Source organism: Metapseudomonas boanensis (assembly GCF_042232855.1).
GTDB lineage: Bacteria > Pseudomonadota > Gammaproteobacteria > Pseudomonadales > Pseudomonadaceae > Metapseudomonas > Metapseudomonas boanensis.
Genome location: NZ_CP113889.1, coordinates 2,915,954 through 2,939,901, shown reverse-complemented (window position 1 = coordinate 2,939,901; position 23,948 = coordinate 2,915,954). Strand labels below are relative to the sequence as shown.

The window sequence follows — 23,948 nt, the reverse complement described above, 5'->3', positions numbered from 1 at the left end:
TCGGACCTCACCGCTCGATCAGCGCAATGCGCTTGTTGTACCAGTTCATCAGAATCGAAATGCTGATACTGATGGCCAGGTAGACGCTCATCGTGATGGCGATCACCTCGATGGCCTGGCCGGTCTGGTTGAGCACGGTTCCGGCGAACAGCGACACCATGTCCGGATATCCAATACCGGCTGCCAGGGACGAGTTCTTGGCCAGATTCAGATACTGGCTGGTGAGTGGCGGGATGATCACGCGCAGGGCCTGCGGGATGATCACCAGGCGCAGGAGCTTGCCCGCCGGCAGTCCGAGCGAACGCGCCGCCTCGGTCTGGCCATGGCTGACCGCCTGGATGCCGGAACGCACGTTCTCGGCGATGAAGGCCGCGGTGTACACCGTCAGCGCCAGGGTCAGGGCGATCAGCTCAGGGACCACCACCCAGCCACCCCGGAAGTTGAAGCCCGTGAGCTCCGGCACGCTCCAGATGAACGGTGCGCCGAACACCTGGGCCACGAGGAACGGAACCGCGATCAGCAGCACCAGCGAAGTGATCAGCACCGGGAAGCGCTCGCCGGTTGCCTCGCGCTTGACCTTGGCCCAGCGGGCCACGGCGATAATCGCCAGCAGCACCAGCACCATGCCCACCATGAATGGCCAGAATCCGTCCGCCTGGGTCGGTGCAGGCATGTACAGCCCACGGTTGTTGAGGAAGAAATTCTCCCCCAGGCTCAGGCTCTGCCGCGGACCGGGCATCGGCAGCATCACCGCGAAGTACCAGAAGAAGATCTGCAGCAGCGGCGGGATGTTGCGGAAGGTCTCGATATAGATGGTCGCCAACTTACGAATCAGCCAGTTGGGCGACAGCCGCGCCACCCCCAGAATGAACCCCAGGATGGTAGCGAAGAAGATGCCGATGCAGGACACCAGCAAGGTGTTGAGCAGGCCGATGACGAAGACGCGAGCGTAGGTATCGCTCTCGGTGTAATCGATCAGGTGCTGGGAGATTCCGAAGCCAGCGCTCTGTTCGAGGAATCCGAAGCCGGACAGGATGCCGCGTTGTTGCAGGTTGTGCTGGGTGTTCTGGAACAGGAACCAACCCATGGCGATGACCGCGATGACCGCGATGATCTGGAATAGCCACGCGCGCGCCTTGGGGTCGGTCCAGACCGATCCACGGGGGCGCGGGGTACTTGCAGGATTTTGCATGACAGCCCTCTTTGAAGCCCCGGCTGGCCCACGGGAATGCGGCCAGCCGGACTTCTCGCTAAACGGAACTCAAACCCGGCGGCGCATCATGCAGCCGCCGGGCGACGGTCAGCGCACCGGCGGTGCGTATTGCAGACCGCCCTTGTTCCACAGGGCGTTTAGACCACGCTCGATCTTCAGCTCGCTACCGGCACCGATATTGCGATCGAAGACTTCACCATAGTTGCCAACTTGCTTGACGATCTGGACTGCCCAATCCTTCGGCAGCTTCAGGTCCTTGCCGAAGTCACCTTCAGCCCCCAACAGGCGGGCGATGTCGGGGTTCTTGGTGGTCTTGGCCTGCTCTTCGACGTTCTTCGAGTTCAGGCCCAGCTCTTCTGCGTTGAGCAATGCGAACAGCGACCAGCGCACGATGTCGAACCACTCCTCGTCACCCTGGCGCACGGCTGGGCCAAGGGGCTCCTTGGAGATCACTTCCGGCAGTACCACGTACTCGTCCGGTGCCGCCAGCTTGATGCGCTGCGCATAGAGCTGGGACTGGTCGGAAGTCAGCACGTCGCAACGGCCGGACTCGAGCGATTTTGCGCTCTCGTCGGAGGTGTCATAGGTGATGGGGGTGTACTTCAGGCCATTGGCGCGGAAGTAGTCGGCGAGGTTGAGTTCAGTGGTGGTACCGGCCTGGATGCAGACGGTCGCGCCATCGAGTTCCTTGGCACTGGAAACACCCAGCTTCTTGTTCACCAGGAAGCCCTGGCCGTCGTAGTAGGTCACCCCGGTGAAGTTGAGGCCCATGGCCGCATCACGGGAGCTGGTCCAAGTGCTGTTGCGCGACAGGACATCCACTTCGCCGGACTGCAGCGCGGTGAAACGTTCCTTGGCAGTCAGCGGGCTGAACTTCACCTTTTTGGCATCGCCAAATACTGCCGCCGCTACTGCGCGACAGACGTCGACGTCGATACCCAGATAGTTGCCTTTGCCATCAGCGTAGGAAAAGCCCGGGAGGCCATCACTGATGCCGCACTGTACGAAGCCCTTCTTCTTCACCGCGTCCAGGGTGGCGCCCGCCTGGGCGATACCGCTGGCACCGAGCACAACTGCCGCGGTCAGCACGGCCAGGGTGGATTTCACCATCTTCATCAAAACCTCCAGTTGCTTTTATTGGTGTTGGAGTCTCGGTCCCACCGCCGTACCCTCGTGAGGCAGGTTCAACCTTTCGATGCACCAGAAAAGGTCAACCGGGGTGTCAGACCTAAGGAAAGAGTCTAGTTGGCACTGCTCCGCACGCCAGCCGACTCTTCCTCGCCCATTTGTAGAACGGGCTGGAGACGGATTTCGCCCATTGCCATGCCATCGTCGGCACTTGGCGGGCGCTTGCAAGACACCGGTTGCAACCGGTGACCAACCCGTTTCGCCCCACCAGTGTTACCCGGTTGATGGGACAATTCGCTTGGAGGACGCTTAGCAAGGGCCGTACCAGACAGCAACCAGCAGGGCCTTTCCTATAGGTCAATAGGTAAAGTTTTAGCGTTGCGACAAATTATTCAGTTATCAACCACCTTACCCAGAACGCACTGCCCCCCAAGTGGGCAGAAGCACCACAACGGAGCCACACATGAGCGACACATTGATCCTTGAGCCCACACTTGCCGCTGACGCCTGTGTCATCTGGCTTCACGGGCTGGGCGCCGATCGCTACGACTTCCTCCCGGTAGCCGAGGCGCTCCAGGAGGTGCTCGACAGCACGCGCTTCGTGTTACCGCAAGCGCCGACCAGGCCAGTCACCATCAACGGCGGCTGGGCCATGCCTTCCTGGTACGACATCCTCGCCATGAGCCCGGAGCGCGCCATCGACCAGGCACAACTGGAAGAATCGGCGCAGCAGGTGATCAACCTGATCGAAGCGCTGCGCGATGGAGGGATCGACCCGGCGCGCATTTTCCTGGCCGGTTTCTCCCAAGGCGGCGCCGTTGTCCTGCACACCGCGTTCCTGCGCTGGCAGGGCCCACTGGGCGGCGTCCTCGCGCTCTCCACCTACGCCCCGACGTTCAGTGACGAAATGCAACTGACGGAAACAAAACAACAACTGCCGGTACTGTGCCTGCATGGCAGCTTCGACGACGTGGTGACCCCGGCAATGGGCCGTTCCGCCCACGACCGCCTGGCCAGGGCCGGGGTGGCCGTGCAGTGGCGCGCCTATCCGATGGCCCATGAGGTTCTGCCAGAGGAGATCCGCGATATCGGCACCTGGTTGGCCGAGCGGCTGCGCCATCAAGGCTCAGCGCGGCACCCTGCCTGAGGGCGTCCTCGAATTCGACGAACTGCTCGAGGGCTTCCCCAGCAACCACCTGCAAAGCGGCCGCGTCATAGCCCCCGACGACGTGGCTTCCTACTTCCATACCACCGGCACCACGCCCAAGCTGGCGCCGCACAACCACCGTAGAAGTGGGGATGGTCCTCGCCTATGCGATCAACCTCGGGGAAACCGACAGTTCCCTGTGCGGCCTACCACTATTCCACGTCGACGGCATGATGGTGACCGGCCTCGCTCCTTTCTTCGCGGGTGCTGAAATCCTCATCGCCCCCCACGGCTACCGCAGCACGCGGCTGATCCAGAATTTCTGGAAGGTCATCGAACGCTACAGGGTGAGCTTCTTCAGCGGCGTACCGACCATCTATGCAGGATTGCTCCAGGTGCTCAGCGAGGGCCACGATCTCTCCAGCCTGCGCTGTGTCCTGTGCGGCGCCGCGCCCATGCCGATCGAGCTGATCCGCCAGTTCGAAGCCAAGACCGGACTCAAGCTTATCGAAGGCCATGGCCTCACCGAAGGGACCTGCGGCTCGTGTGGCAATCCTGCAGCGGGCGAATGACGGACCGCCTCCATCGGCATGCGCATGCCTTACTGCCAGGTGAAGATCGCCATGCTCGACAAGAACGGCACGCTGCGTTTTGACGCCATCCGTCGCATTGTCGAGCAGCGCCAGGCATAACGGTCAGGGTGATCAGCGACGACCGCAACGGCCAGCTCGTCGAAATCCATGTGCCGGCCCTCTCGACCGACCTTGAGAGCCAGCTCAACGCCTTCCTCGCCGGCTTCTCGATCAAATACGAGCTAATGGCAGAAAGCCAGCTACCATGAATCCCAAGCCTGCAAATCCGCAGGATTCATAGGGGATAGGCTGGTTTCGACTCGAACAAACCGACAGGCCCGGCAACGACGTGATCGCCTGCCGTGTCGTTTGTGGCGGTATAAGTCGCGAATTTCAGCCAACGTTACGTTACTGACATAAATCAGGCCGCTGGTCGGCCGAACTTTGAACGAGCATTGCCAGCCCAGAACGGCCGGAATAATGTCAACCGCCGGTCTCGACCCATAGATAAGGAACGTCAGCGGTGCCCTCCGCTTCGACTGCCAATCAGGTCCTTTGCAGCGATGAAGCACATCAAGTGGCAGGAAGACTTGCAGCAACTCAGTCAGGCGCGGCTTTTCCACAATGTCGCTCCCGGCAACCTCAAGCGGCTGCTGACGGAGTTTCGCGCATGCGATCTGGCGGCAGGAGAAGTCGTCCTGTCGCCCTTCAACCGCAACCAGCACCTCTACCTGTTGCTTGCCGGAAGGCTCGATGTCCACCTGGGGTCGGTCGACAACACCCCGGTCGCCAACCTGATGCCGGGCGAATGCGCCGGCGAGATCAGCTTCATCGACAACAACTGCCCCAGTGCCTATGTGGTCGCTGGCGAACCCTCCACCGTCCTGCGCTTGCACCGGGACGCCCTGGTCGGTCTGCTCCGGCAATCGCCGCAAATGATGCAGAACCTGCTGGAGCTGCTCTGCGAACGGGTACGCCAGGGCAACCGCATCATCCTGGACACTGAACAGCACGCCAACATCGATACCCTGACCGGGCTCTACAACCGCCGCTGGCTGGAACACATTTACGTGCGGGAAAGCACGCGCTGTGCCTTCAATGGAAGTCCACTGAGCATGCTCATGCTGGATGTCGACCACTTCAAGGCCTACAACGACACTCATGGCCACCTGGCCGGCGATTATGCCCTGTGCCTGGTAGCGCACACCCTGCGCAGCCAGCTCCGGCCCAAGGACAGCATGACTCGCTTTGGTGGCGAGGAGTTCGTGATACTGCTGCCGGAGCTGGGCGAAAACGACGCCCGTCCCATCGGCGAGCGGCTGCGCGTCAGTCTGGAGCAGATCACCTCTTTCTATTCGCCACTGGGTGTGCTCCCAGGCGTGACCGTCTCCATTGGCCTTGCCCAGATGCACCAGCGGGACAGCTTGCAAGGGCTGATTGCCCGCGCCGACAGCGCCCTCTACCAAGCCAAGCAGAACGGCCGCAACCGCCTTCACGGCTGAAAGCAACGTCTGGTTATAGGAACGAACTCATTCGCGAAGGACCGCGGCCCGTCCCCACTGGCCGGCCTTCGGCTTGCTTGGCGAATCAATTGGCCCCTACAGCGGAGCCCCTAAGCGGCGCAGCAATTTCCCACGCATTCAAACATCCGTTTGCTAGAGTGCGAGGCACGACAACACCACAGCCAGGATGCTGGACATGCGCAAAACCCTGATCGCCGTGCTCGTGCTGATCCCCGTCGGCCTGGGAATCTTCTTCAGCCTGCCAAACCTGCTCGACCGCCGAATGAACAGCGTGGCCACGCCGCCGCCCTACCCCGCCTCTCCCGCCGCAGAAAAACTCCACGACACCCTGTTCGTCGCCGACCTGCACGATGACGCCCTGCTCTGGAACCGCAACCTGCTGGAGCGCCACGACTTCGGCCATAGCGACCTGCCGCGCCTGCTCGAAGGACGGGTCGGCCTCCAGGTGTTTTCCACGGTCACCAAGACCCCACGCGGCCTCAACTACGAGAGTAATGGCGCCGACAGCGACAACATCACCCTGCTGGTCCTGGCCCAGCGCTGGCCAAAACCTACCTGGACCAGTCTCCTGCAGCGCGCCCTGTACCAAGGTGACAAACTCCAGCAGGCCGCGGCCGAGAGCCAGGGCAAGCTGGTGCTGGTTCGCTCGCGCGCCGACTTGGCCAGCTTCCTCGAGGCCTGGAACAAGGACCCCAAGCGAACCGCCGCCATTCTCGCTACCGAAGGCCTGCACCCGCTGGAAGGCAAGCTGGAGAACGTCGACCGGCTCTACGATGCTGGTTTCCGTATCACCGGTCTCACCCACTTTTTCGACAACGAAGTCGGTGGTTCCGCCCATGGCCTGGAAAAAGGTGGCCTGACGCCCTTTGGGCGTCGCGTGATCGCGCAGCTGGAAGAGAAAAAGATGATCGTGGATCTGGCCCACGCCTCCCGCGCGCTGATCGACGACGTGCTGGCCATGGCGGAACGCCCTGTGCTGGTTTCCCACACTGGCGTCGTAGGCACCTGCCCGGGTTCGCGCAACCTTACCGACAAGCACCTGCAGGGCATCGCCGCCACGGGCGGCATCATCGGCATCGGCTACTGGGACGCCGCGGTCTGCGAAACCTCGGTAGCCGCCATAGTCCGCGCTATCCGCTACACCGCGGACAAGGTCGGGGTCGAGCACGTGGCCCTTGGCTCGGATTTCGACGGTACCGTCCACACGCCATTCGACACCAGCGGCCTGGCCCAGCTCACCCAGGGCTTGCAGGAAGCCGGTTTCAGCGAGGCAGATATCGCCGCGATCATGGGTGGCAACGTGCGCCGACTGCTGCTCGAGGCCCTGCCTTAAGCCCCGCAATGCTCCGTAGCCCGCGCCACTTCGCCGCGCGGGCATCTTGCTTTACACTGGCGGGCGTTCACTCCTTAATCAAATTGACGAGATCACCGTGCTCAAGGCACTCAAAAAGATATTCAGCAAGGGCGAAGAGCCCCAAACCAGCCCCACCCCATCAGCACCCGCCCCTGCTCGCGCCGAGAGCGAAGAGCGCCCGGAAAAGCCCAAGAGAGCGCCTCGTACCGCAGGCGAAAAAGCTGAAGGCAGCGCAGAGCGCCCCCCACGCGGCGAGAAGAAACCCCGCAGCGACAAACCGAAATCCGACAAGCCGCGCCGCGAGCGTCCCGCCAAAACCGCAGCCCCGGTCAATAACTGGAAGCTGGAAGACTTCGCGGTAGAACCCCAGGAAGGCAAGACCCGCTTCCACGACTTCAACCTCGACCCACGGTTGATGCACGCGATCCACGACCTCGGCTTCCCCTACTGCACGCCGATCCAGGCGCAGGTGCTGGGCTTCACCCTCAAGGGCCAGGACGCCATCGGCCGCGCCCAGACCGGCACCGGCAAGACTGCCGCGTTCCTCATATCGATCATCACCCAGCTGCTGCAGACCCCGCCGCCGAAAGAGCGCTACATGGGCGAACCCCGTGCACTGATCATCGCGCCAACCCGTGAACTGGTGGTGCAGATCGCCAAGGATGCCGCCGCGCTGACCAAGCACAGCGGCCTCAATGTGATGAGCTTCGTCGGCGGCATGGACTTCGACAAGCAGCTCAAGCAACTGGAATCGCGCTTCTGCGACATCCTGGTAGCCACGCCCGGCCGTCTGCTGGACTTCAACCAGCGCGGCGAAGTGCACCTGGACATGGTCGAAGTGATGGTGCTGGACGAAGCCGACCGCATGCTCGATATGGGCTTCATCCCGCAGGTTCGCCAGATCATCCGCCAGACCCCGTACAAGGGCGAGCGCCAGACCTTGCTGTTCTCCGCCACCTTCACCGAAGACGTGATGAACCTGGCCAAGCAGTGGACCGTCGACCCCGCCATCGTCGAGATCGAACCGGAAAACGTGGCCAGCGAAACCGTCGAGCAGCATGTCTATGCCGTCGCCGGCAGCGACAAGTACAAGCTGCTATACAACCTGATCGACCAGAACGACTGGACCCGCGTCATGGTCTTCGCCAACCGCAAGGACGAGGTGCGCCGCATCGAGGAGCGCCTGACCCGCGACGGCATCAGTGCCGCCCAGATGTCCGGCGACGTTCCGCAGCACAAGCGCATCAGGACCCTGGAAGGTTTCCGCGAAGGCAAGATCCGCGTCCTGGTGGCCACCGACGTCGCCGGTCGTGGCATCCATATCGACGGCATCAGCCATGTGATCAACTTCACTCTGCCGGAAGACCCGGACGACTACGTGCACCGCATCGGTCGTACCGGCCGCGCCGGAGCCAGCGGTACGTCCATCAGCTTCGCCGGCGAGGACGACGCCTTCGCCCTGCCGCCGATCGAGGAACTGCTGGGTCGCAAGATCAACTGCGAGATGCCCCCCGCCGAACTGCTCAAATCGGTACCGCGCAAGCATCACTGATCGCAACACGATCAAAAAAGGCGAAGCCCCGGCTTCGCCTTTTTTTTTGCCCTCACCACCCTGTTGGCTACGGTTTCATGGGCAGACGCCCGGCGCTTGCTGAAATATACCTAAAAGTCCAGAATGGACAGATAAGTTTATTTCAAGTCCAGGAACGTCTCATGTCCAGCGCCACGCCCTATGTCATCCCGCACGCCGAAGCCCGCCGCCTGCTGCAGCAGATCGACGTCCGCCAAACCATGCGTCGGATGTTTCAAGACCTCGCGGCCGGTGAGGCGGTGCAGCCCGCCCAGCAACTTGTGGAGTTTCCGGCGGGGGCTGGAGACTTCATCAACTACCTCGGCGTCATGGCCAAGGAACGTGTCTACGGCGTGAAGACCTCGCCCTACATCAAGACCGCCGATGGCGCCCTGGTAACCGCCTGGACCCTTCTGATGTCCATGGAAACCGGCGAGCCGTTGTTGCTCTGCGATGCCGGTGAGCTGACCACCGCGCGCACCGCGGCGACTACCGCCGTGGCCATAGACGCCCTGGCGCCCGCGCAGGCCCGCCGCCTCGCAGTGATCGGCAGCGGCGCCGTAGCTCGCGCGCACATTCATTACGTGAAGGACCTGCGGGACTGGCAGGACATACGTGTCTACTCCCCAAGCCTGGCAGGCGAGCAATCTGCGATCCATGCCGAACTGCGCGCGCTGGATCCACGTATGGAGTTGTGTGCCAGCCTGGAGCAGGCCATTGCCGATGCGGATGTCGTTATGCTCTGCACCTCTTCGGCAAGCCCCATACTCGACCCGCTGAGACTGGGTAAACCAGCCCTGGTGACCTCGATCAGCACCAACGCCCCGCGCGCCCACGAGGTGCCGCCTGCGGCCCTGGCTGAAATGGATGTTTACTGCGACTACCGCGCCACCACGCCGGGCTCAGCCGGGGAAATGCTGCTGGCAGCCGAACAGAATGGTTGGAGCTGTGAGCAGATTTGCGGGGACCTGCCCGAGTTGCTGAGCGGTGCGGTGCCGCGCCCGGATTACAGCCGCCCGGTATTCTTCCGTTCCATCGGCCTTGGCCTGGAAGACATGGCGCTGGCCAACGCCCTCTATCACCTGACCCGGCAAGGCCAGTGAGGAATGCACATGAACCAGGTTGATTTCATCATCATCGGCGCTGGCATCGCAGGCGCCTCCACCGGCTACTGGCTTTCCCGACATGGACGCGTCGCTGTGCTGGAGCGGGAAGAACAGGCGGGTTATCACTCCACCGGGCGTTCCGCCGCGCTCTACACCGTTGCTTATGGCACGCCCCAGGTTCGTGCGCTGACCGCCGCCAGCCGCGCTTTTTTCGATGCGCCGCCGCAAGGCTTCAGCGAGCACCCTATTCTTACCCCGCGCGGCGAAATGGTGGTCGACTTCACCGGTGATCCGCAGGAACTGCAACGCCAGTTCGATAGCGCCTGCGAGAATGTGCCCGAGATGCAGATGCTCACCCCGGAGCAAGCCTGCAAGCTGGTGCCCGTGCTGCGACGCGAAAAGGTCCAGGGTGCCATGCTCGACCCCAGTGCAGCCGACATCGACACCGACGCCCTGCACCAGGGTTATATGCGCGGTATCCGCCACAACAATGGCCAGATTCACAACGGAGCCGAAGTGACCGGCATCCAGCGCCGAGGCGAGCTGTGGGAAGTCACCACCACCACGGGTACCTTCCTGGCGCCCGTGCTGGTCAACGCGGCTGGCGCCTGGTGCGACCACCTTGCGGAACTTGCCGGCGTCAAACCCTTGGGCTTGCAGCCCAAACGCCGCGCCGCGTTCATCTTCTCGCCGCCGGAAGGCGTGGACAGCCGCCGCTGGCCGGCCCTGGTCAGCCTGGACGAGTCCTTCTACTTCAAGCCGGATGCCGGCGTGCTGCTGGGTTCCCCGGCTAATGCCGACCCGGTGCAGCCTCATGATGTACAGCCGGAGGAGTTGGACATCGCCCTCGGCATCTACCTGATCGAGGACCACACCACCATGAGCATCCGACGGCCGATGCGCGTCTGGGCCGGGCTGCGTTCGTTCTTCGCCGATGGCGACCTGGTGTCCGGTTATGACGCGCAAACGCCGGGGTTCTACTGGGTAGCCGGTCAAGGCGGTTATGGCATCCAGACCTCCGCTGCGATGGGGGAGGCGAGCACCTGCCTGATCCTGCACCAACCCCTGCCGGAGCACCTCATCCGCTACGGGCTGAACGAGGCGATGCTCTCCCCTGCGCGCCTGGGGTGACGCCAATGGAGCTTTGCGCCACACTCGCAGCGCCGGGCCAATCGAGCCCGGCGCCGTTTTTCCCGCCTTCGGAGCCGCCCGCATGACGCCCCGCCAAGACCCGAGCCTGGACAACTACCGGGCCATCGCCGACGCCATCGCCAACCTGTTCTTCCCCCATGCTGAGGTGGTGCTGCACGACCTGCGCACGCAGAAGATCGACTACATCGCCAATAACATCTCCAAGCGCTGCATAGGGGACGATGCGGCCCTGGAAGACATGCTCACCGGCGAGGTCGACGAGCGGAACATCGGCCCCTACGAGAAGCTCAACTGGGACGGCCAGAAAATCCGCTCCATCAGCACGGTACTGCGCGATGCCATGGGCACACCGATGGCGGTCCTCTGCATAAACTTGAATATCTCGATGTTCGAGTCGGCCAAGGCCGCCCTGGACCTGTTCCTTTCCTCCAGCAAGGTGATCCCCCAGCCGGACTCGCTGTTCCGCGATGACTGGCAGGAGCGTATCAATACCTTCCTGCATAACTGGCTGCAGCAGCGCCAGCTAGGCCTCAACCTGCTGACCCGCGAGCACAAACGCGAGCTGGTACTGGCGCTGCACGCCGAGGGCGCATTCAAGGGCAAGAGCGCCGCCAACTATGTGGCCAATGTGCTGAACATGGGCCGTGCGACGGTTTACAAGCACTTGAAGGAATTGAAGGAAGAGTCGGTTTAGCGCCCTGCTCTGCCCCTTCCTCTTTGCATGAGCGAATTCATTCGCGAAGGTAGGCTGGATCCGTGGGGGCCCCAACTTCCCTCACCCCAGCCCTCTCCCAGAGGGAGAGGGGACAAAAATGGATGTCCGGCGCTACAAAGCGAAAAAGCCGCGCAATGCGCGGCTTTTTCATGTTGGTTCGACCATCACTCGCCGTAGATATCGAATTCGAAGTACTTGGCCTGGATCGCCTGGTACTTGCCATTACTGCGCAGGGTCTTGATGGCGGCGTTGAATTTCTCGCGCAGCGCGTCGTCGCCCTTGCGCACCGCAATCCCCGCCCCCTCGCCGAAGTACTGCGGGTCCTGGAAGACCGGGCCGACGAACTCATAGCCTTTGCCGTTCTCGGTTTTCAGGAAGCCCTCGTTGAGCGGGAAGGCATCGGCCAGCACGCCATCCAGACGACCGGAAATCACGTCCAGGTAGATTTCGTTCTGGGTGCTGTAACGCACCACTTTCACGCCCTTGGGCTCCAGCACTTCAGTGGCGAAGCGGTCGGTGGTGGTGGAGCGCTGGGTACCAATGGTCTTGCCGGCCAGGCTCTTGAATTCGGGGTCGACGGTCGAGCCTTTTTTCATCACCAAGCGTGCCGGGCTGTAGTAATACTTGTCGGTGAAGTCCACGGATTTGCGTCGCTCGTCGGTAATGGTCATCGACGAGAGGACGGCATCGACCTTCTTCACCTTGAGCGATGGGATCAGCCCATCGAACTCCTGCTCGACCCATTGGCACTTGACCTTCATCTCCTCGCACATGGCGTTGCCGATGTCGTAGTCGAAGCCCGAAATCTCACCTGCCGGCGTCTTGAAGGCGAAGGGCGGATAGGCTGCTTCGATGCCGAGGCGCAAAGGCTTATCGGCGGCAAAGACGCTGGAGGCCAGCAGAGTAAGGGCAAGGCTGCCCAGCAGAACGAGCTTCTTCATGGTGCGACTCCCGCAGTACGGATGGAGGCCCGCCGCAAGGGTTGGGCGAGCGGATTCGAATTGGATTGCGAGGCAGAGGAAGGTACAGCCTGGTCAGGCCGGCATGGGCAGGGATTCGACGATAGCTGGCTGATAATCATTATGGGACGCCGCCAATCTTGTACTTGTGAGTCCATGCTGGACTTAAATGTACAAATCGTCAATACCCAGTTGGCAGGCAGCAAAAACCCGACATGTGCCGGGTTCGATGTCAGTGTGTTTGGATGTGAGCGAATTCATTCGCTCACACAAGGCAAATGCCAGGACCTAGTTTTCCCACCGCTTTGCCGCAGCCTTGTCGCTGCAACGGCCCTCGACCCAGCGTGGCCCTCCAGCGGTGTCTTCCTTCTTCCAGAATGGCGCGCGGGTCTTGAGGAAATCCATGATGAAGTTGCAGGCATCGAATGCAGCCTGGCGATGGGCGCTGGCGGTACCGACGAAGACGATGGGCTCGCCCGGCTCCAGGCGGCCGATGCGGTGGAGGATGTCCACCTTGAGCAAGGGCCAGCGCAGGCTGGCCTCCTGGGCAATCTTTTCCAGGGCTTTCTCGGTCATGCCGGGGTAGTGCTCGAGGAACATCCCGGCGACGTCCTGGCCGTCGTTGAAGTCGCGCACGTAGCCGACGAAACCGACCACCGCGCCCACACCGACGTTGGCGGCGTGCATGGCATTGAGTTCGGCACCTGGGTCGAAAGCGGCTTCCTGTACGCGAATAGCCATCTCAGCCTCCGGTAACGGTAGGGAAGAAGGCGACCTCGTCGCCATCGGCGAGGGCCTCGTCAAGGCTGCACAGTTCCTGGTTGCGCGCACACATCAGGTTCTGCTCGTCCAGCACCTCCCAGACACCGCCCCGGGCCAGCAAATGACGGCGCAGGTCATCCAGCTTCGCGAAGCCCGAAACCCAGCCAAGTTGCTCGCCGTCAATGCCGAGCGCTTCACGGTAACGGGCGAAATACTGCACGCGAATCATCTTCACTCCCCGGCCTGGTAATGGCCGCTCTTGCCGCCCAGCTTCTCCAGCAGGCGCACGCTTTCGATGGTCATGCCGCGGTCCACCGCCTTGCACATGTCGTAAATGGTCAGGGCCGCAACGCTGGCGGCGGTCAGGGCTTCCATTTCCACCCCCGTCTGCCCGGCCAGCTTGCACCGCGCGACGATGTGCACGGTGTCTTCGCCTTCGGCGCTCAGCTCAACCTTGACGCTGGTGAGCATCAACGGGTGACAGAGCGGGATCAGGTCGGAAGTCTTCTTCGCCGCCTGGATGCCGGCGATGCGCGCCACGGCGAACACGTCGCCCTTGGGGTGGCCGCCGGCCTGGATCAGCTGGAGGGTTTCCGGGCGCATGCGCACGCGGGCTTCAGCCGTTGCCTCACGGGACGTCACCGCTTTGTCGGTGACGTCGACCATGTTGGCACGACCTTGGGAATCGAGATGGGTCAGCACTGCTAGTCTCCTCGGGCGGGCCGTTCAGGGCCCGCAGGAGGCAGATTGTATACAGAAAAACAGCCTGGGCGGCAGGTGCCGCCCGGCGGACAGTGACGTTACATATGGGCTTCGGCGAACTCGGCTAGCACGGAGCGCGGTACACCCTGCAGGGTGATGTGCACGCCATGGGGGAAGTCCTTGAAGCGTTCGGTCAGGTAGGTCAGGCCGGAGCTCGGCGCGGAGAGGTAGGGGGTATCGATCTGCGCCAGGTTGCCCAGGCAGATCACCTTGGACCCGGTGCCGGCACGAGTGATGATGGTTTTCATCTGGTGCGGCGTCAGGTTCTGGCACTCGTCGATGATGATCAGGCTCTGCTGGAAGCTGCGCCCGCGGATGTAGTTCAGCGATTTGAACTGCAGGGGCACCTTGCTGAGGATGTAGTCCACGCTGCCGTGGGTGTTTTCATCCTCCATGTGGAGGGCTTCCAGGTTGTCGGTGATGGCCCCCAGCCAAGGCTCCATCTTCTCCGCCTCGGTGCCGGGCAGGAAGCCGATTTCCTGGTCCAGCCCCTGCACGCTGCGGGTGGCGATGATGCGCCGGTAGCGTTTGCTGACCATGGTCTGCTCAATCGCCGCGGCCAACGCCAGGATGGTCTTGCCCGAGCCCGCCGCGCCGGTCAGGTTGACCAGGTGGATGTCCGGATCGAGCAGGGCATAGAGCGCCAGCGCCTGATACACATCACGCGGGCGCAGGCCCCAGGCTTCCTGGTGCAGCAAGGGCTCCTGGTGCAGGTCGAGTATCAGCAACTCGTCGTCCTTGATGCCCTTGATCCAGCCGACGAAGCCCTGCTCGTCGACGATGAACTCGTTGACGTGCACCGCCGGCAGGTTGTCGGTCAGCTGCACCCGATGCCAGGTCCGGCCATGGTCCTGGCGGGTTTCCACCTTGCTGACGCGCTCCCAGAAGGAGCCGGGCATGTCATGGTAACCGCGAGACAGCAGGGAAACGTCGTCGACCAGCTGGTCGGTGTGGTAGTCCTCCGAGTCGATGCCGCAGGCGCGCGCCTTGAGGCGCATGTTGATGTCCTTGGTCACCAGCACCACGGATATCCCCGGTTTGCGGCTCTTCAGCTCCACCAGTTGGTTGATGATCTTGTTGTCGTTGAGGTCTTCCGGCAGCCAGGTGATCGGGGCTGCACGCTTGCTCATGAGAATCGAGAGGAAGCCGCAGGGGCCGCTCTTCTCGCGCTGGATGGGTACACCGTGCTCGACTTCCTCGGGAGAGGCTCCGCCGAGGATCTTGTCGATATTGCGGATGGCCTGGCGACATTCGGCGGCGACACCCTGCTTCCCGGTCTTCAACTTGTCCAGTTCTTCCAGCACGGTCATTGGAATGGCCACGTGGTGTTCCTGGAAGTTCAGGAGCGCATTGGGATCGTGGATCAGGACGTTGGTATCGAGGGCGTACAAGGTTGGAGCGGTAGGGCGGGAGCGTCCGTGGTCATCCATACTCGGTCACCTTCTTATCTGGCCAGGCGACGGAATGCCAGACTGGCGCTCCGCCGCGGAGGGCCGCCGACCACTCCCTCCCGGGTCATGCCGGGGCAGGAGATGGTGCTAACAAGTGAGGGCCGATGGCCGCCACCTGTCTGCAGGATTCGGCGGTCTTGATTCGTTAATACTCCATTCCGGATGACAGAAAAAAGTAATTTTTTCGCAGTCTGATTATTTTTTTATTCACGACAAAAAAACCTTGGCGTGGGGACATTTCGCCGTTTAAAGTCGAAAGTCGTTCCCCTCCTCGGCAACCCCCTCCCCGCCGCAGCGATTGACCTCCACGGTCACGTGCACCAGTTCTGAAAAGCCCGCCAGGCGCGCCTTGTAACGATCCGCAGAAGTTTCGCCGTGGGTCACCAGGCTGATGATGCAGGCGAACTGTGTGCGACCGACCCTCCAGAGGTGCAGGTCGGCCACTTCAGTGTCCGGAATGCGCTCCAGCGTGGTGCGCACGAGCTCCACCAGGGGGCGGTCCATCTCGCGGTCCACCAGCACCTTTCCGGTTTCCAGCAGCAGGCCCTTGGCCCAGATGCCGATGATCAGCGCGCCCAGCAATCCCATCAGCGGATCGAGCCACGCCCAGCCGAGCAGCATGCCGCCCAACAAGGCGAAAATGGCGGCCACGGAGGTCAGGGCATCCGCCAGGACATGGAGATAGGCCGCATGGCGATTCAGATCCAGCCCACCATGCCGATGCCCGTGTGCATGGTCGTGGTCGTGGTCGTGGTGAGCATGGCCATGTTCGTGCTTGTCCCGCAGCAGCCTGGCCGAGGCCAGATTGACTGCCAATCCGACGACCGCCACCCACAAGGCGACCTCATAGCCGATCTCCACCGGCAGCCACAAACGCCATAGGGACTCCAAGGCCATCAGCAGCACGACCACCATCAGCAGGACCGCACTGGCGAAACCGGCCAGCACTTCGACCTTCCACGTCCCGAAGGTAAAACGCGGGTCCTGCACATAGTGCCGCGCCAGGCGGTAAGCGAACGCCGCCATGCCAATGGCCACCATGTGCGACGCCATGTGCCAGCCGTCAGCCAGCAGTGCCATGGAGTTGAACCAGAGGCCGGCCACGATCTCCGCCAGCATGGTGCCGCCGGTCAAGGCCACCACCAGCCACGCCTGTCGCTCGCCGCCGTGCTCCAGTGGGCGGTAGTCGTGGGAAGGTTCCCAGCGTGAGTGGTTGCAGTTGTCCATGACATGTCCCCTGCGATCGGACCGTGTGAAAACAACACGAACGAAGGTCAGGCAAGAACAGCGCGGCTTGTGCATTGTAAATGCGCATTTTGGTTGGACTCGCGCACGGGGCTGCTCTAACGCCGCATGATCGAGCGCAGCAGTTTTCACCCGGCCTGGAATGGCCTTTCTTGCAGACTAGCCAATGATCCCCATAGGTGGAGTCATCGTCCCTAAATCCCTAGAATCGCCGGGTTCCCGAAGGAGACGACTCATGCTGATGGTGATTTCCCCCGCCAAGACCCTGGACTACGAGACCCCGCCAGTGACGGCGCGCTATACCCAGCCGCAACACCTGGATCACGCCCAGGAGCTGATCCAGCACCTGCGCACCCTGACGCCGACCGACATCGCCGAGCTGATGCACCTGTCCGACAAACTGGCAGGCCTCAATGTCGCCCGCTACGGCAGCTGGCACCCGGATTTCACTCCCCAGAACGCCAAGCAAGCGCTGCTGGCCTTCAAGGGCGACGTCTACACCGGCCTGAACGCCGAGGATTTCAGCGAAGCGGACTTCGACTTCGCCCAGTCTCATCTGCGCATGTTGTCCGGCCTCTATGGCCTGTTGCGGCCGCTGGACCTGATGCAGCCATACCGCCTGGAAATGGGCACCAAGCTGGCCAACGCGCGCGGCAAGGACCTGTATGCCTTCTGGGGAGAGCGCATCAGCGGTTGGCTGAACGAAGCCCTGGAAGCCCAGGGCGACGACGTCCTGCTGAATCTGGCCTCCAACGAGTACTTCAGTTCGGTGAAGCGCAAGGCGCTGAAGGCCCGCCTCATCGATACCGAATTCAAGGACCTGAAGAACGACCAATACAAGATCATCAGCTTCTACGCCAAGAAGGCCCGCGGCCTGATGGCGCGCTACGTGATCAAGGAGCGGCTGAACGACCCCGAGGGTCTGAAGGACTTCAACTACGACGGGTATCGTTTTTCCGTGGCGCACTCCAAACCGAATAGCCTGGTGTTCCTGCGGGACCATCCGCAGGACTGACCGCCCTTCCCCCGCCCCTCTCCCGTAAACAGGAGAGGGGGTCACCACGTGCAACTGGCCGCATTCCCCTCGCTCCTACAAGACTCTTCGCTCGACGGACTATTCCTGGCAACAGCTAGTGCAGACATAGCCAAATCACTCACAAAGCAGGCCGAAGGCCAGCCCCATTTTTTGCCGGAATATCTTTTTGCCATTCGTGGCATTTCATAATCAAACTGCCTCTATCAACAAAGTTAAATAGTGGCAACTTGCAAAATGCAATGCTGGAAAACTTGCAATTTGCAACATCGAAACTTCATGAACACCAAAATACCAACACATCGCCACTACCCTGCAATCACCCCATAGTCAAAAAAATGCAATAGATCAAATTCGGGACGAACGGTAGGAACTATCCGAAAAGCCGGACACTCATACCCCCGTAACTTAATTCTTCCGCCAACTTTCGGCGTGATCTCAAACTGCCTACATCTATCGGCTCACGCCGAGGGAGCAGTTTTACCTGGATAAAACCAGAAAATTAATCAAGGAGAAATTCAACAACTCGACCAACTGGACAAAACCAACGAGCCAAAGCCTTTAAAGGCTATCCGCTCAGGACTCTAAGTGGGCAAGACTTATTACACGCCCAGTTCAGGCGCCCTAACTTTGGCGTCCGGTATTAATCATGCCTGCGTATTGCCAAGTTGCTGCCAAGCAACCGGCTGCGCGAATGGAAGTGGCACTACCGCCACATATTAAACAGCGTGCTGAATGGACGAGGTGATTGCGATGCGAATCAGCATCTTTGGTTTGGGCTATGTGGGCGCAGTATGCGCCGGTTGTCTCTCTGCTCGTGGTCATGAAGTGGTTGGTGTGGATATCTCCCCGACCAAGATCGACCTGATCAATTCGGGCAAATCGCCCATCGTCGAACCGGGTCTGGAAGAACTGCTGCAAGAAGGTGTGCGCTCCGGCCGCCTGCGCGGTATGACCGATGTCGCTGCCGCCGTGCGCGACACCCAGGTGTCCTTCATCTGCGTGGGTACCCCGAGCAAGAAGAACGGCGACCTGTCGCTGGACTACATCGAAGGCGTCTGCCGCGAAATTGGCTTCGCCCTGCGCGACAAGGCCGAGCGCCACACCGTGGTCGTGCGCAGCACCGTGCTGCCGGGCACCGTGAAGAACGTGGTGATCCCGATCCTCGAAGACTGCTCCGGCAAGCAGGCTGGCGTCGACTTCGGCGTTGCAGTAAACCCGGAGTTCCTCCGCGAGAGCACCGCGATCAAGGACTACGACTACCCGCCCATGACCGTCATCGGCGAACTGGACAAGAGCTCCGGTGACCTGCTGGAAAGCCTGTACCGCGAACTGGACGCGCCGATCATCCGCAAGGACGTCGAAGTCGCCGAGATGATCAAGTACACCTGCAATGTCTGGCACGCCGCCAAGGTCACCTTCGCCAACGAGATCGGCAACATCGCCAAGGCAGTGGGCGTCGACGGCCGTGAAGTGATGGACGTGGTCTGCCAGGACAACAAGCTCAACCTGTCCAAGTACTACATGCGTCCTGGCTTCGCTTTCGGCGGCTCCTGCCTGCCCAAGGACGTGCGGGCGCTGAACTATCGCGCAACCTCCCTGGACGTCGACTCGCCGCTGATCGGCTCGCTGATGCGCAGCAACGCCGGCCAGGTGCAGAAGGCCTTCGAAATCATCGCCAGCCACGAGAAGCGCAAAGTCGCCCTACTCGGCCTGTCGTTCAAGGCCGGCACCGACGACCTGCGCGAAAGCCCGCTGGTGGAGCTGGCCGAGATGCTGATCGGCAAGGGCTTCGACCTCAGCATCTACGACCGCAATGTCGAGTACGCCCGCGTCCACGGTGCCAACAAGGACTACATCGAATCGAAGATTCCCCATGTGTCCTCGCTGCTCGACAGCAACCTGAAAGCAGTTGTCGACAAGGCCGACATCATCGTCCTGGGCAACCGCGACGAGCTGTTCGCCCCGCTGGCGCAGCAAGCCCCGGAAGGCAAGCGCGTCATCGACCTGGTGGGCTTCATGCCCAAGGCCTCCCACGGTAACGCCGAGGGTATCTGCTGGTAAGCGGCCCGCCCCCTTCCTTCGCGGGAGGGGGCTCGCCCAATGAAACCAGGACGATAAAACTATGGACAAGCTAAAGCATGGCCTGCTCGAAGCCTCGGGCTGGCTGTTCTACCTCATCGCGCTGATGCTGCTGGCACTGGCCCTGCCCAAGTCGGTATTCGACCCCGACTCCAAGGACTTCCTGCTGCTGGTCGGCGTGGTCGGTATCTGGCGCTATTCCATGGGCGCCCTGCACTTCATTCGCGGCACGCTGTTCCTCTACCTGGTCTACCCCTGGTATCGGCGCCGTCTGGCGAAGCTGGGCAGTGCGGCCGACCCGTCCCATGTGTTCCTGATGGTGACCAGTTTCCGCATCGAGGCGCTGACCACCGCGATGGTCTACCGCTCGGTGATCCAGGAGGCGATCGACTGCGGCTACCCGACCACCGTGGTCTGCTCGATCGTCGAGCTGTCCGATGAACTGCTGGTGAAAAACCTCTGGGCCAAGCTCAATCCGCCGGCGCGGGTAAAGCTGGACTTCGTGCGCATTCCCGGTACCGGCAAGCGCGACGGCCTGGCCTATGGCTTTCGCGCCATCTCCCGGCAACTGCCGGACGAGAATGCGGTGGTGGCGGTCATCGACGGTGACACGGTGCTGGCCGAGGGTGTGGTGAAGAAGACCGTGCCCTGGTTCAAGCTCTTTCCCAATGTCGGCGGCCTGACCACCAACGAGTTCTGCGAGGTGCGTGGCGGCTACATCATGAGCGAGTGGCACAAGCTGCGCTTCGCCCAGCGCCACCTCAACATGTGCTCCATGGCACTAAGCAAACGCGTGCTGACGATGACCGGGCGCATGTCGGTGTTCCGCGCCAAGGTGGTGACCGACCCGGACTTCATCGCCGACGTGGAAAGCGATCACCTGGACCACTGGCGCCTGGGCCGTTTCCAGTTCCTCACCGGTGACGACAAGTCCAGCTGGTACAGCCTGATGCGTTTGGGCTACGACACCTTCTACGTGCCAGACGCCTCCATCAACACCGTGGAACACCCGCCGGAGAAGAGTTTCATCAAGGCCAGCCGCAAGCTGATGTTCCGCTGGTACGGCAACAACCTACGGCAGAACAGCCGCGCCTTGCGCCTGGGACCGAGCCGCCTGGGCTGGTTCACCACCGTGGTTCTCAGCGACCAGCGCCTGTCCATGTGGACCTGCCTGCTGGGCCTGGCCGTGGCCATCATCGCCAGCCTCAAGTACAGCATCGCCTACCTGCTGGTGTACCTGCTGTGGATCGGCCTGACCCGCCTGGTCCTGACCCTGCTGCTGTCCATAAGCGGCCACCGGATCGGCCCGGCCTACCCGCTGATTCTTTATTACAACCAGATCGTCGGGGCCCTGGTGAAGATCTACGTCTTCTTCCGCCTCGACCAGCAGTCCTGGACCCGCCAGAACACCAAGCTCAACCGTGACCTCGCCAGCTTCACGCGCTGGTTCAACACCTGGTCCTCACGCGCCATGACCTTCACCGCAACCAGCGTATTCGTCGCCACCCTGATGGCGATCGTGTGAGCACAAGGAATCTGACAGGAATCGAAGCCATGAATACAGCCGTCAATCTCAATGTGGTGCATGAATCCGAAGCCCAGCGCCAGCACGCGCGGGTAAAGATCCCCGGCAAGATCCGCTACATCCTCCGCAACGAGCGCATGGAGCAGGCCCTGATCGACGTTTCTGCTGGCGGATTTGCCTTCAATGCCGGGAACATCCAGATCAGTGTCGGCGACCATTGCCGGGGCCGTATGCAGTTCCATGTGGACAGCCTCACCCTGGGTCTGGACGTGGAATTCCAGGTCCGCGCGTTCGACCCACGCAGCGGTCGCGTCGGCTGCCAGTTCCACAACCTAAAGCCACGCGATATCGCCACCCTGCGCTACCTGATCAGCGCGCACCTGTCGGGCGAACTGGTCAGCACCGGCGACCTGCTCAACACCCTGCAGCGCGAGAACTTCACGAGGGCGCGCAAGAACGGTTTGGGCGGCAATGGCATGGGCGTGTTCGGCCGCCTCAAGGCCGTCTCCTTCACCCTCGGGCTGTTCATGGTGGGCATCGGCGCCTTTGCCTATATCGCTAAATCGCTTTACGGCCTGTACTTCGTCACCCATGCCGATTCGGCCATGGTCGCGGTGCCCTCCATGCAGGTCACCATGCCTCGCGAAGGTACGGTACAAAGCCTGGTCGGCCCCGACGCCAGCATCGAGAAAGGTGCGCCCATCGCCTCCTTCTCCGCCACCATGCTGGAAATGCTCAAGGGTCACCTGACCGACGAGCAGCTTTCCCCAAGCAACGTCGAAGAACTCTTCGGCAAGGAGATGAAGGGCACACTCACCAGCCCCTGCAACTGCAAGATCGCCCGCCAACTGGTGGCCGACGGCCAGTTCGCCAGCAAGGGTGACGTGATCTTCGAACTGGTCCCGCAGGACACCGTGGCGACCGTGCAGGCGCGCTTCCCCTTCCGCAACATCGCCCAGGCCAAGCCCGGCGCCAGCGTCAGCTTCCAGGTCGCCGGCGAGGATGAGGTCCGCCACGGCAAGATCCTCAGCAGCAGCCTGCACGACGGTGACATGTCGGCGAATATCCGCGCCACCATCCAGCCCGACGAGCCTCTGCCGAGCAGCCTCGCCGGCCAGCCGGTGGAAGTCAGCATCGATCGCGGCCCGTCCTTGGGCTGGCTGATCGATCGCCCCCTGGCCGCAGGTCTCTGAGGAGGGCTCCGCCATGGCTCACACTGCCTCCCCACTCCTGCTGCTAGCTGCGGCGATCGCCCTGGCCGGCTGCGCCGGGTTACCCGACGAGCGCCTCGCCCGCGAAGCCCTCAAACGCGGCGACAGCGCCACCGCAGAGCAGAACTTCCGCCAGCTGGCGGAGCTCGGCTACACCGATGCCCAAGTCGGCCTGGCCGACCTGCAGGTGGCCACCGGCGACCCGGAGCAGATGCGCCGCGCCGAACAGACCTATCGCCAGGCCATCGACGACTCGCCGCGAGCCAAGGCACGCCTGGGCAAGCTGCTGGTGCGCAAGCCCGAGCTGAACCCGGCCGAACGTCGCGAGACCGCACAGCTGCTGGAGGAGTCCTTCGCCGCAGGTGAAGAAAGCAGCCTGATGCCGCTGGTGATGCTCTACATGCAGTACCCGCAGGACTTCCCTGAGGTCAACGTCCCCGCGCGCATCGCCCAATGGCGCGCGGAAGGCCACACCCAGGCCGCACTGGCACAGATCCTCTTCTATCGCACCCAGGGCACCTACGATCAGCACCTGGCAGAGATCGAGCGGATCTGCACCTCCAACCTGGCCATTGCCGATGTCTGCTACGTCGAACTGGCCACCGTCAACCAGAAGCAAGGCACGTCAGACGCCCAGAAGGCCCTGCTGGACGGCCTGATGGCCGGCTACCGCGCAGGCCGTATTCCCGCCCAACGCGTGGACTCGGTGGCCCAGGTGCTGGCCGACAACGAACTGGGCAAGCCGGACGAAAACAAGGCCCGCGAGCTGCTGGACGAAATCGCCCCGGCGTACCCGGCTGCCTGGACCAGCCTGGCCAAGCTGCTTTACGACTATCCCGCGCTGGGCGACACCGACCAGATGCTGGCTTACCTGGAGAAAGGTCGCGCCGCCGCCCTGCCCCGCGCCGAGTTGCTGCTCGGCCGCCTGTACTACGAAGGCAAGCTGGTGCCGCAAGACCCGCGCAAGGCCGAGCAACACCTGCTCAAGGCCTCCGCTACCGAGCCCAACGCCCACTACCTGCTGGGGCAGATGTACCTGCGCGGCTACCTCGGTGACATGGACCCGGAGAAGGCCCTGGAGCACCTGCTGATCGCCGCCCGCAACGGCCAGATCAACGCCGACTTCGCCCTCGGCCAGATGTTCGCCCAAGGCAAGGGCATCCAGCCCAACCCGGCCAACGCCTATGTATTCAGCCAGCTCGCCCTGCCCAAGAACACCCCGCAGGCGCTCGAACTGGCGCAACAGGTGGAGCAGCAGCTGCCGCCCGCCGAACGCGCCCGCGCCGAACAACTGCTACGCGAGGAACGCCTCGCGCGTGGCGCCAGCGCCCAGGGCGCTGGCCAGATGAGCAGCCTATGAAGACCCGTCCGGAAGTCGACCGTAGGTTGGCGCCGAGCCAGCGAGGCTCAACGCAGCGAGGCACGCTCGGCGCGCCTT

Annotated in this window: 21 protein-coding genes and 1 pseudogene; 14 read left to right on the top strand and 8 right to left on the bottom strand. The window is 62.3% G+C overall.

The window, feature by feature from the left end; translation table 11 throughout:
* Positions 1-7: 7 nt before the first annotated feature.
* Both OXH74_RS13570 and OXH74_RS13565 read right to left on the bottom strand, forming a co-directional pair.
* The gene (locus tag OXH74_RS13570; RefSeq protein WP_375737486.1) at positions 8-1,192 is read right to left on the bottom strand and encodes an amino acid ABC transporter permease; all 1,185 of its coding nucleotides are present in this window, start codon (positions 1,190-1,192) and stop codon (positions 8-10) included.
* A gap of 108 nt (positions 1,193-1,300) precedes the next feature.
* Complete coding sequence (locus OXH74_RS13565) at positions 1,301-2,329, bottom strand: amino acid ABC transporter substrate-binding protein (protein WP_375737485.1); 1,029 nt, start codon at positions 2,327-2,329, stop codon at positions 1,301-1,303.
* A 475-nt stretch (positions 2,330-2,804) separates the two neighbouring features.
* Between OXH74_RS13565 and OXH74_RS13560 the strand changes: the two genes are divergently transcribed.
* The 9 genes and pseudogenes from OXH74_RS13560 to OXH74_RS13520 all read left to right on the top strand — a co-directional run bounded on the left by OXH74_RS13560 (position 2,805) and on the right by OXH74_RS13520 (position 11,459).
* Positions 2,805-3,488 carry an alpha/beta hydrolase gene (locus tag OXH74_RS13560; protein ID WP_375737484.1) on the top strand — a complete coding sequence of 228 codons (684 nt, stop codon included), beginning with the start codon at positions 2,805-2,807 and terminating at the stop codon, positions 3,486-3,488.
* Positions 3,445-4,147 (top strand): annotated as a pseudogene (locus OXH74_RS13555) (AMP-binding protein); the annotation flags it as partial. The gene OXH74_RS13560 and the pseudogene OXH74_RS13555, both read left to right, overlap by 44 nt.
* Positions 4,148-4,188: 41 nt before the next feature.
* A complete protein-coding gene (locus OXH74_RS13550; RefSeq protein ID WP_375737483.1) occupies positions 4,189-4,329 on the top strand; it encodes a hypothetical protein in 141 nt (46 codons plus the stop codon).
* Between the two features lie 294 nt (positions 4,330-4,623).
* Positions 4,624-5,562, top strand: a complete 939-nt coding sequence (locus tag OXH74_RS13545; RefSeq protein WP_375737482.1) for a GGDEF domain-containing protein — start codon at positions 4,624-4,626, stop codon at positions 5,560-5,562.
* A 196-nt stretch (positions 5,563-5,758) separates the two neighbouring features.
* A complete protein-coding gene (locus OXH74_RS13540; RefSeq protein WP_375737481.1) occupies positions 5,759-6,916 on the top strand; it encodes a dipeptidase in 1,158 nt (385 codons plus the stop codon).
* A 97-nt stretch (positions 6,917-7,013) separates the two neighbouring features.
* Positions 7,014-8,489 carry an ATP-dependent RNA helicase RhlB gene (rhlB, locus tag OXH74_RS13535; protein ID WP_375737480.1) on the top strand — a complete coding sequence of 492 codons (1,476 nt, stop codon included), beginning with the start codon at positions 7,014-7,016 and terminating at the stop codon, positions 8,487-8,489.
* Between the two features lie 161 nt (positions 8,490-8,650).
* Entirely contained in the window at positions 8,651-9,610 is a 960-nt protein-coding gene (locus tag OXH74_RS13530) for an ornithine cyclodeaminase family protein (protein ID WP_375737479.1), read from the top strand.
* A 9-nt stretch (positions 9,611-9,619) separates the two neighbouring features.
* Positions 9,620-10,744: an NAD(P)/FAD-dependent oxidoreductase gene (locus OXH74_RS13525; protein WP_375737478.1), complete on the top strand. Its 1,125-nt coding sequence runs from the start codon at positions 9,620-9,622 to the stop codon at positions 10,742-10,744.
* 82 nt (positions 10,745-10,826) lie between these two features.
* A complete protein-coding gene (locus tag OXH74_RS13520) occupies positions 10,827-11,459 on the top strand; it encodes a transcriptional regulator (RefSeq protein WP_375737477.1) in 633 nt (210 codons plus the stop codon).
* A 185-nt stretch (positions 11,460-11,644) separates the two neighbouring features.
* On the opposite strand, the gene OXH74_RS13515 is transcribed toward OXH74_RS13520, so the two are convergent.
* From OXH74_RS13515 to dmeF, 6 genes are all read right to left on the bottom strand, one after another.
* Positions 11,645-12,421, bottom strand: coding sequence for an ABC transporter substrate-binding protein (locus tag OXH74_RS13515; RefSeq protein ID WP_375737476.1), 777 nt, complete (start codon positions 12,419-12,421; stop codon positions 11,645-11,647).
* Between the two features lie 306 nt (positions 12,422-12,727).
* Entirely contained in the window at positions 12,728-13,180 is a 453-nt protein-coding gene (moaE, locus tag OXH74_RS13510) for a molybdopterin synthase catalytic subunit MoaE (protein WP_375737475.1), read from the bottom strand.
* A 1-nt stretch (position 13,181) separates the two neighbouring features.
* Positions 13,182-13,430: a MoaD/ThiS family protein gene (locus OXH74_RS13505; RefSeq protein WP_215378138.1), complete on the bottom strand. Its 249-nt coding sequence runs from the start codon at positions 13,428-13,430 to the stop codon at positions 13,182-13,184.
* 2 nt (positions 13,431-13,432) lie between these two features.
* Positions 13,433-13,903 carry a cyclic pyranopterin monophosphate synthase MoaC gene (moaC, locus tag OXH74_RS13500; RefSeq protein WP_375737474.1) on the bottom strand — a complete coding sequence of 157 codons (471 nt, stop codon included), beginning with the start codon at positions 13,901-13,903 and terminating at the stop codon, positions 13,433-13,435.
* A gap of 98 nt (positions 13,904-14,001) precedes the next feature.
* Positions 14,002-15,393 carry a PhoH family protein gene (locus tag OXH74_RS13495; protein ID WP_215378133.1) on the bottom strand — a complete coding sequence of 464 codons (1,392 nt, stop codon included), beginning with the start codon at positions 15,391-15,393 and terminating at the stop codon, positions 14,002-14,004.
* 267 nt (positions 15,394-15,660) lie between these two features.
* Positions 15,661-16,641 carry a CDF family Co(II)/Ni(II) efflux transporter DmeF gene (gene dmeF, locus OXH74_RS13490; RefSeq protein WP_375737473.1) on the bottom strand — a complete coding sequence of 327 codons (981 nt, stop codon included), beginning with the start codon at positions 16,639-16,641 and terminating at the stop codon, positions 15,661-15,663.
* Between the two features lie 253 nt (positions 16,642-16,894).
* Between dmeF and yaaA the strand changes: the two genes are divergently transcribed.
* From yaaA to algK, 5 genes are all read left to right on the top strand, one after another.
* Complete coding sequence (yaaA, locus tag OXH74_RS13485; protein ID WP_375737472.1) at positions 16,895-17,674, top strand: peroxide stress protein YaaA; 780 nt, start codon at positions 16,895-16,897, stop codon at positions 17,672-17,674.
* A 771-nt stretch (positions 17,675-18,445) separates the two neighbouring features.
* Complete coding sequence (gene algD / locus OXH74_RS13480) at positions 18,446-19,756, top strand: GDP-mannose 6-dehydrogenase (protein ID WP_375737471.1); 1,311 nt, start codon at positions 18,446-18,448, stop codon at positions 19,754-19,756.
* 61 nt (positions 19,757-19,817) lie between these two features.
* On the top strand, positions 19,818-21,299 hold the full coding sequence (gene alg8 / locus OXH74_RS13475; RefSeq protein WP_375737470.1) for a mannuronan synthase: 1,482 nt from the start codon (positions 19,818-19,820) through the stop codon (positions 21,297-21,299).
* A gap of 29 nt (positions 21,300-21,328) precedes the next feature.
* Positions 21,329-22,492, top strand: coding sequence for a PilZ domain-containing protein (locus OXH74_RS13470; protein ID WP_375737469.1), 1,164 nt, complete (start codon positions 21,329-21,331; stop codon positions 22,490-22,492).
* 13 nt (positions 22,493-22,505) lie between these two features.
* Positions 22,506-23,870, top strand: a complete 1,365-nt coding sequence (gene algK, locus OXH74_RS13465; RefSeq protein WP_375737468.1) for an alginate biosynthesis TPR repeat lipoprotein AlgK — start codon at positions 22,506-22,508, stop codon at positions 23,868-23,870.
* Positions 23,871-23,948: the final 78 nt, after the last annotated feature.